Origin of the sequence: Methylobacterium ajmalii (assembly GCF_036448855.1) — a bacterium.
Taxonomy (GTDB): domain Bacteria; phylum Pseudomonadota; class Alphaproteobacteria; order Rhizobiales; family Beijerinckiaceae; genus Methylobacterium; species Methylobacterium ajmalii.
In genome coordinates, this window is record NZ_JAZFXT010000047.1 from 76,514 (window position 1) to 83,960 (window position 7,447).

General features: G+C 72.9%; 9 protein-coding genes and 1 pseudogene. 5 read left to right on the top strand and 5 right to left on the bottom strand.

Going from position 1 to position 7,447, the window contains the following annotated elements:
• Window positions 1–4: 4 nt before the first annotated feature.
• On the top strand, window positions 5–388 hold the full coding sequence (locus V3T34_RS20315) for a response regulator (protein WP_060850641.1): 384 nt from the start codon (window positions 5–7) through the stop codon (window positions 386–388).
• Between the two features lie 55 nt (window positions 389–443).
• On the opposite strand, the gene V3T34_RS20320 is transcribed toward V3T34_RS20315, so the two are convergent.
• The 4 genes from V3T34_RS20320 to V3T34_RS20335 form a co-directional block, all read right to left on the bottom strand.
• On the bottom strand, window positions 444–581 hold the full coding sequence (locus V3T34_RS20320) for a hypothetical protein (protein WP_305078240.1): 138 nt from the start codon (window positions 579–581) through the stop codon (window positions 444–446).
• The gene (locus tag V3T34_RS20325; RefSeq protein WP_305078239.1) at window positions 578–1,480 is read right to left on the bottom strand and encodes a CorA family divalent cation transporter; all 903 of its coding nucleotides are present in this window, start codon (window positions 1,478–1,480) and stop codon (window positions 578–580) included. The genes V3T34_RS20320 and V3T34_RS20325 overlap by 4 nt, the downstream gene beginning before the upstream one ends.
• 202 nt (window positions 1,481–1,682) lie before the next feature.
• Entirely contained in the window at window positions 1,683–2,741 is a 1,059-nt protein-coding gene (locus V3T34_RS20330; RefSeq protein WP_060850639.1) for a spore photoproduct lyase family protein, read from the bottom strand.
• 42 nt (window positions 2,742–2,783) lie between these two features.
• The gene (locus tag V3T34_RS20335; RefSeq protein WP_091888213.1) at window positions 2,784–3,950 is read right to left on the bottom strand and encodes an MFS transporter; all 1,167 of its coding nucleotides are present in this window, start codon (window positions 3,948–3,950) and stop codon (window positions 2,784–2,786) included.
• Between the two features lie 488 nt (window positions 3,951–4,438).
• On the opposite strand from V3T34_RS20335, the gene V3T34_RS20340 reads away from it, so the two are divergent.
• From V3T34_RS20340 to argE, 3 genes are all read left to right on the top strand, one after another.
• Window positions 4,439–4,642 (top strand): hypothetical protein, encoded by a 204-nt coding sequence (locus V3T34_RS20340; protein WP_048431558.1) that lies wholly within the window; start codon window positions 4,439–4,441, stop codon window positions 4,640–4,642.
• Between the two features lie 104 nt (window positions 4,643–4,746).
• Window positions 4,747–5,088: a DUF1491 family protein gene (locus V3T34_RS20345; protein ID WP_091746056.1), complete on the top strand. Its 342-nt coding sequence runs from the start codon at window positions 4,747–4,749 to the stop codon at window positions 5,086–5,088.
• Window positions 5,089–5,267: 179 nt separating this feature from the next.
• A complete protein-coding gene (gene argE / locus V3T34_RS20350) occupies window positions 5,268–6,464 on the top strand; it encodes an acetylornithine deacetylase (RefSeq protein WP_305078238.1) in 1,197 nt (398 codons plus the stop codon).
• A 7-nt stretch (window positions 6,465–6,471) separates the two neighbouring features.
• On the opposite strand, the gene V3T34_RS20355 is transcribed toward argE, so the two are convergent.
• A complete protein-coding gene (locus V3T34_RS20355; RefSeq protein WP_048431425.1) occupies window positions 6,472–6,729 on the bottom strand; it encodes a hypothetical protein in 258 nt (85 codons plus the stop codon).
• 266 nt (window positions 6,730–6,995) lie between these two features.
• On the opposite strand from V3T34_RS20355, the pseudogene V3T34_RS20360 reads away from it, so the two are divergent.
• Window positions 6,996–7,447, top strand: a pseudogene (locus tag V3T34_RS20360) (IS5 family transposase); the annotation flags it as partial.

Sequence of the window (7,447 nt, forward strand, 5' to 3'; positions counted from 1 at the left end):
GCCCATGACGACGCAGCGCGACGAGCGCCGACCGATCGTACTTCTGATTGAAGACGATCCGATCCTGATGATGACCCTGTCGGACCTGATCGAGGATGCCGGCTGCGATGTTGTCGAGGCGACGACGACCGCCAAGGCGATCCGTATCCTTGACGAACGCACGGACATCCGCGTGGTGATGGCGGACCTGGATGTGCGCGGATCGGTGATGGGGCTGAAGCTGGCTGCCCTGATCCGAGACCGCTGGCCGCCAATCGAACTGATCCTGACGGGTGCGGTGAAGCCGGATCTGTCGAGCATCCCGGCCCGTGGTGTGTTCCACGACAAGCCATTCAACCACGCGGGCATCGTCGAAAGCATTCGCTCGTTCCTATCAGCCGCCGGTTGACCAGGTTCCGCAACGGATCGCCAGCAGACCCTCGATCGCCAAGAGCCTCGGAGTCTCAGCCCTGGCCCCTCTGCCCGCCGAGCCCGAGCCGACGGATCAGCAGGAAGGCGGCGGCTGCCGACATCGCGGCGATCACAATCGCCACCGTCGAGCCGTCGTCCCACTCGGCGAGCGGCAGGCCCTTGGTGTTCATGCCAACAGGCCGGTGACGAGGGTGGGCGGCAGGAACAGGGCGGTCAGGATCGACAGGGTGTGGAGCTGGCGATTCGACTGCCGGGCGAGCAGGCCGGACAGCTCCTCCTGCAGGAGCCGGCTGCGCTCGGCGAGCACCACCATGTCGCGGTCGAGGGCGTCGAGCCGCTGGGCGATGCGGGCGGCGGCCTCCCGGGTCTCCTCCGGCAGATCGTCGCTCTCCTCCTCCAGGCGGTGGAACACCGCCCGCAACCCGTTGAGCTGGCGGTGCAGCCGCACCGCGTCGCGGCGGATCGGCCCGAGCTGGCGCGTCTCCGGGCGAATGCGCTCGTCGAGGATGTGATCCTCGATCCCGTCGAGCCGGTCGGACAGGGCGGCGCCCCGCGCCCCGATCGCCGCCGCGACCCGGCCGATCAAGGTTTCGAGAAGTGCCACCGGCCCGGCGAGCGGCCGCCCGCCGGCGACGACCTCCCGCACCGCGTCGGGCCCGACGATCGGGTGCCGCCGCCCGCTGACGAGGAAGTTGGCGCCCAGCACGAAATGCAGCCGCCCGGCGGCGTCGGGCAGCCGCTCGGGCGCGGTGTCCGGCCCGTCGGCCTCCCGGGCGAGGTCGGCGATGACGCCGCCGACCTGGCCGTCCTCGACGGTCACCCGCTGGTGCGGGTCGCTGGCGAAGGCCGCCGCCGCGAGGTCGGGCGGGCCGAGCCGCCCCTCGGCGATCAGGCCCGGCACCCGGGCGTCGTTGAGGTTGACGTGGAGCCAGACGAAGCCGTCGCCGAAGCGCCCGAGCGCCGGCACCTCCTCGCCGGGCTCGACCAGGCGCCCGCGCCCGCCCGCGTCGAACCGCATCGCCCAGATCAGGCCCGGCAGGGCCGGCTCGTCGCTGAGGAGATGGGCCATCGCAGCGTCCTTCGCGCCTCTCGCCGGGGAGAGCGTGGCCCGCGGGCTAAGCGGATTTCGCCGAAGTGGACACCGGTTCGGCGGCAAAAATCTGCGACAAAACAAGAACCTAAGCGGGCGAAGCGTTGGCCTGCCAATGCAAGTCTGCTTAGGGACGGAGCGCGACGGTTCGATGACGGCGCCCGTCGCCGGCCCGCGTCCCTCAGAACGCGTAGCGTACCCCGCAATAGGGCAGCTCCTCGGCCAGCAGCGCCTTGAACCGGGACAGCCAGCGGCCCTTCCAGCCGGTGCGGTAGCGCAGGTTCTCCATCCCGCCCTCCGAGCGCTTGGTCTCCTGGATGTCGGGCCGCCACAGCAGCGCCTCGGCCTTGGGGTGCCAGCGCAGGTTCACCTCGTGCAGGGCGGCGTTGTGCGTGAGGAAGATGATCTCGGCCTTCAGCTGCGCCTTGGCGGCCGGGCCGATGCCGGCCTCGAGCGCGCGAAACAGCGCCCGCCAGTCCTCCTCCCAGCCCTCGTAGAGGATCACCGGCGAGAAGTTGACGTGGACCTCGTAGCCGGCGGCCACGAAGGCGTCGATCGCGGCGATCCGCTCCGGCATCGGCGAGGTCCGCACGTCGACCACCCGGGCGATGCGCTCGGGCATCAGCGAGAAGCGGATGCGGGTCTTGCCCTCGGGCCGGTAGGCGAGGAGGTCCGGGTTGACGAACTTGGTGGCGAAGGAGGCCTTGGCGTTCGGGATGCCGCGAAACAGCCCGACGAGGTCGCGCACGCCCCCGCTCGCCATCGCGTCGACCGAGAGGTCGCCGTTCTCGCCGAGGTCGTAGACCCAGTGCCGGTCGTCGATCTGGTCGGGGGCGGGGAGGGGGCCCTGGCCGGCGGCGTGGCGGGCGATCGCCCGGCCGATCGCCTCGGTGTTGACGAACAGGGTGATCGGGTTGGCGTAGCCCTTGCGCCGCGGCACGTAGCAATAGGCGCAGGCCATGGCGCAGCCGTTCGAGCTCGACGGCGCGATGAAGTGGGCGCTGCGGCCGTTCGGCCGCGAGGCGAGGCCCTTCTTGACCCCGAGCACCAGGGTCGAGCGCTTGATCCGCACCCAGTCCTCGACCGAGCCGGCATTGCCGTGCAGCTCCGGGATGTTCCAGTGCGAGGCGACCTCGATCCGCCTCGCAGGCCCGAACCGCTCCAGGATTTCCCGTCCGAGAGGATAGGCCGCGACGGCGGGCTCGAGGTAGATCGTGTCGATGGCCAGGAGGTTTGACAGGGACGGGCTCGGATGCGGGGCTTGTGCGCGGGACTCGGGCCTTCAGGATCTAGGGCGGTCGCGGGGCTCCAGCAGGGGCACGAGCAGGCCCGCCGCCGCGAAGGCGCCGCCGACCGCGCAGAGCGCCGGCCAGCCGCCGGCCGCGAAGGCCCGGGTGCCCGCCGAGGCGCCGAGCGCGCCCCCGGCGAAGATCGCGGTGAAGAACACGGTGTTGATCCGCCCGCGTGCCCCCGGCGCGAGGGCGTAGACCCGGGTCTGGTTGGCGATGAGCGCGGTGTTGATGCCGATGTCGATCAACAGCACGCCCACCGCCAAGGCCACAAGCGAATGGCCGCCGAGGAGCCCGAACACCGCGAAGGCGGCGAGCGTGAGCGCGCCGCCGCCGACGAGGACCGGGCGCGGGCTGCGGGTATCGGCGAAGCGCCCGGCCACCGGGGCGCAGAGCGCGCCGGCCGCCCCAATGAGCCCGAACAGCCCGGCCCCGGCGGGATCGAGCCCGAAGGGCGGCGCCTCGACGAGGAGCGCCAGGGTGGTCCAGAACGCGTTGAAGGCGGCAAACAGCAGCGCCTGGGCGAGCGCCGCCCGGCGCAGGACCGGCTGCTCGCGCACGAGGTCGAGGAGCGAGCGCAGGAGCGCGCCGTAGCGGATCCGGGTGCTGGGCGCCGTCCCCGGCAGGCCGAGCCGGGCGAGGCCGGCCAGCGCCACCGCGAGCCCGGCCGCCCCGTAGAACACCGCCCGCCAGCCGGCCCAGGCGCCGACGAATCCGCTCAGGGTCCGGGCGAGCAGGATGCCCAGCAGCAGGCCCGTCATCACCTGGCCGACCATCCGGCCGCGCGTCGCGTCCGGCGCCAGCTCGGCGGCGAAGGGCACCGCCTGCTGGGCCGCGGTCGAGAGCACGCCGATCAGGAAGCTCGCCAGCACCAGGACCCACAGGCTCGTGCTCGCGGCCGCCAGCACCAGCACGGCGGCAAGCAGCAGGAGCTGACCGACGATCAGGCTGCGCCGCGGCAGGGCGTCGCCGAGCGGCACGAGGCCGAGGATGCCGAGGCCGTAGCCGGCGAGCGTCGCGGTCGGCACCAGCACCGAGGCGTCGTGGCCGAAGACCTGGGCGAGCAGCCCGAGCAGCGGCTGGTTGTAGTAGATGTTGGCGACCGCCCCGCCGGCGATCAGGCTGAGGCTCAGGCGGGTCGCGGCGGTGAGCGCGGTCATCGATGACTTCCGGGGGAGGGGCCTGGGCGGGAACGGAGGCTTGGGGTCAGGAACTTTTCGGGACGGGAGCTTGGGGACGGTCTCGCGCGGCGGGATGCCCGGGAGACGACCGCGCCGGGGGATCGCCCCGGTGGACGGTGATCCGACATAGCGGCTTTTCGCGCCGCGGCACGGGCCCGGCCCGCACACCGGCCCTGCCCGTCGGACATTCCTTCCTTCTCGACATGCGGCAATCGCACGCCCCACGGCACCTTCCGTTCGGGGAGATGCATCCCCACCTCTCGAAGCGGGCGGCCGGGCGACCGGCCCGCCCCCATACCGATCCATCGATCGTGGTCGATCGGTTCCCTCGCGGGCCGGGATGCGACGCAGCATCCGGCTCCGCGGCCCCGGCCCTTCAACGGGCCGCGGCGAGGTCGCCTCGGGAGCCTGCGAGCGGGGATACCCGCACCCTCGTCGACGCGATCCACGTGTCAGGGAGATGCACCATGTCGCAGTACCGCGTGCTGTTCGCCAAGCAGATCCTCGGGGTCCCATTCACCGTCGGGGCCGTCGAGATCGGCCGCGCCCGCGATCCCGACCGGGCGGTGCGCGCCGCCGCCCTGCGCTTCGCCCGCCAGCACGGCGTCGAGGATTGGCGCGAGCGGGCCGACGTGGCCGAGCTCGATGCCGGCGCCACCCGCGCCGCCTGATCCCGACAGCCGATGGAGTGAACGAGCGACGCCCGATTGCCCCGCGATCGGGCGTCGTCCTATGAGGAACCTCCCCCACGGACTTGCCGAGGACCTCCCGCCCGATGGCCCGCCTGCGCTCCGATTTCTGGGTCGCCGCCCACCTGCGCCGCTGCGCCGTCGAGGGGCTGAGCGCGGTCCAGCGCCGGCGCGGCGCGCCCGAAGCCGGCGCGATCTTCGTCAAGGTCGACCGCCTCGACGGCCGCGCCGACCTCTACGGCCCGGCGCCCCAGGCCCTGTTCGAGGACGACGAGACCGGCGGGCGCCGCTTCGAGCCCCTGATGCGGGAGGCCTTCCCGCCCGACGTCGAGGCCCGGCTCGCCAAGGAGATCCGGTTCGATTCCGACCTCTGGATCGTCGAGATCGACGACCGCGAGGGCCGGCACTTCCTCGATCTCGCCGGGTAGAGGCCAGGCGGTGCGTCGGCGCCCGGCTGTCCGCCGGGGCCGGAACGCGGCATAAGGGGAGGGTCCGGCCGTCCCGCGGTGGCACCGACCCTGCAGGGTCCGCCCTGCCCGTCCGGTACGCCGACAAGGCCGTTCCGCCCCGGCGCGACGCTCCGTCCCTTCTCCGTCAGGCCCCCACCGTGTCCCCATCCCCCACCGCTTCATCCCCGGCCGATCCGACCCTTCCCGCCATCACCGACCTCCTCGCCACCCTGGTGGCCTTCGAGACGGTCAGCTCGGCGACCAACCTGCCCCTCGTCGACCACGTCGAGGCCTATTGCCGGCGCCACGGCGCCGCGGTCGAGCGGGTGACGGACGGGACGGGGGAGAAGGCGGCCCTGTGGGTCACGGTCGGGCCGGCCGACCGGCCGGGCTACGTGCTGTCGGGCCACAGCGACGTGGTGCCGGTGGAGGGCCAGGACTGGACCCACGATCCCTTCCGGCTGACCGCGATCGACGGGCGCCTCTACGGCCGCGGCACCTCGGACATGAAGGGATTCCTGGCGGTCTGCCTGGCGCTCCTGCCCGAGATGGCGGCGGCCCCGCTCACCCGCCCGCTGCACCTCGCGATCTCGTACGACGAGGAGGTCGGCTGCCTCGGCGTGCGCCCGCTCATCGCCCACATGCGCGAGCGGGGCGTGATGCCCCTCGGCTGCTTCGTCGGCGAGCCGACCGGGATGGCGGTGGTGATCGGCCACAAGGGCAAGTACGGCGCCAAGGTCACCTTCCGGGGCCGCGCCTGCCACTCGGCGCTGGCGCCCGTCGGCGTCAACGCGATCGAGTACGCGGCCCGCTTCATCGATCGGGTGCGGCTGACCGCCGAGGGTCTTTCCCGCGACGGCGCCCGCGACGAGCTCTACGACGTGCCCCACACGACCGGGCTCACCGCCCTCGTCCAGGGCGGCACGGCGCTCAACATCGTGCCCGACCGCTGCACCGTCGGGTTCGAGTTCCGGGCCATCGCCGGCGACGACCCGCGCGGCCTCGCCGAGACCGTGCTCGCTTACGCCCGCGACGTGCTGGTGCCCGAGATGCAGGCGCGCGACCCGTCCTGCGGCATCGCGGTCGAGCCGGTGATCGACTATCCGGGCCTCGACATCGCTCCCGACGCGCCCCTCGTCACCGTCGCCAAGCGGCTCGCCGGCCGCAACGGCCACGCCAAGGTCTCGTACGGCACCGAGGCCGGCCTCTTCCAGAGTCTCGGCGACGTGCCCTCGGTGGTGATCGGCCCCGGCGACATCGCCCGCGCCCACAAGGCCGACGAGTACGTCGAGACCGCCGAGCTCGCGGAATGCGCCGCCTTCCTGCGCCGGCTGATCGCCGAGAGCTGCGCGTAAGCAGCCTTCAGCGCCGCGCGGCCAGATCCCCCATCCGGGCGGCGCGGCCCTGCTCGACGTGCCAGCGCGCATCGGCGACCTGCCGGCGCAGGCTGTCGCGGCGCCAGCGGTGATAGAGGCGCCAGGGCAGCGCGGCAGTGCCGGCGCGGGTCTCGTGGTGGGTCAGGCGGCGCAGCAGGCCCGGCAGGCAGGCCCCCGCCGCCTCGCCGGTGGCGATATCGCCGAGGCGCACCTGGCGCAGCAGCTCGGCCCGGTAATCCTCCACGCCCGATCCTCCCTCGCCCTCCGAGGATGCCGGCGTTCCGCCGGCGGGGCCAGGATGGAAGGAGGGCGATGCGCTGGCAACGCGGCATCGTCGCTCGACCGCTTGCCCGAGGGGAGCCCTCCGACCGGCATCGTCCCGTCCGCCAAGCTCCGTCGTCGGAAGGCCGTTCCGAGGGTCCGCGATCGGGCCCGGGAGGAACATTGTCGCGAGACCCTTAGAGCGCCTAACAGAACGGCACGATCGGGGCGGTTAGGCGTTGGGTTGGTATGGCTCGCCCGCTTCTTCCCGACGATCTCTGGACTGCGATCGCCCCGCTTCTGCCGCCGCACCCGCCCCGCCCGAAGGGCGGGCGCCCCCGGGTGGACGATCGGGCTGCCCTGACGGGCATCCTGTTCGTGCTGCGCTCGGGCATCCCCTGGGAGATGCTGCCGGCCGAGATGAAGTGCGGCTGCGGCATGAGTTGCTGGCGCCGGCTGCGCGACTGGCAGGCGGCCGGCGTGTGGCGGCGCCTGCATCGGGTGCTGCTCGAACGCCTGCACGCGGCGGGCGAGATCGACTGGAGCCGGGCGAGCGTCGACAGCGCGAGCGTGCCGGCGAAAAAAGGGGGTCTGCCACCGGCCCGAACCCGACGGATCGGGGCAAGGCGGGCACCAAGCGCCACCTCGTCACCGACGCCCGTGGCACGCCGCTCGGCCTCGTCCTGACGGGTGCCAACTGT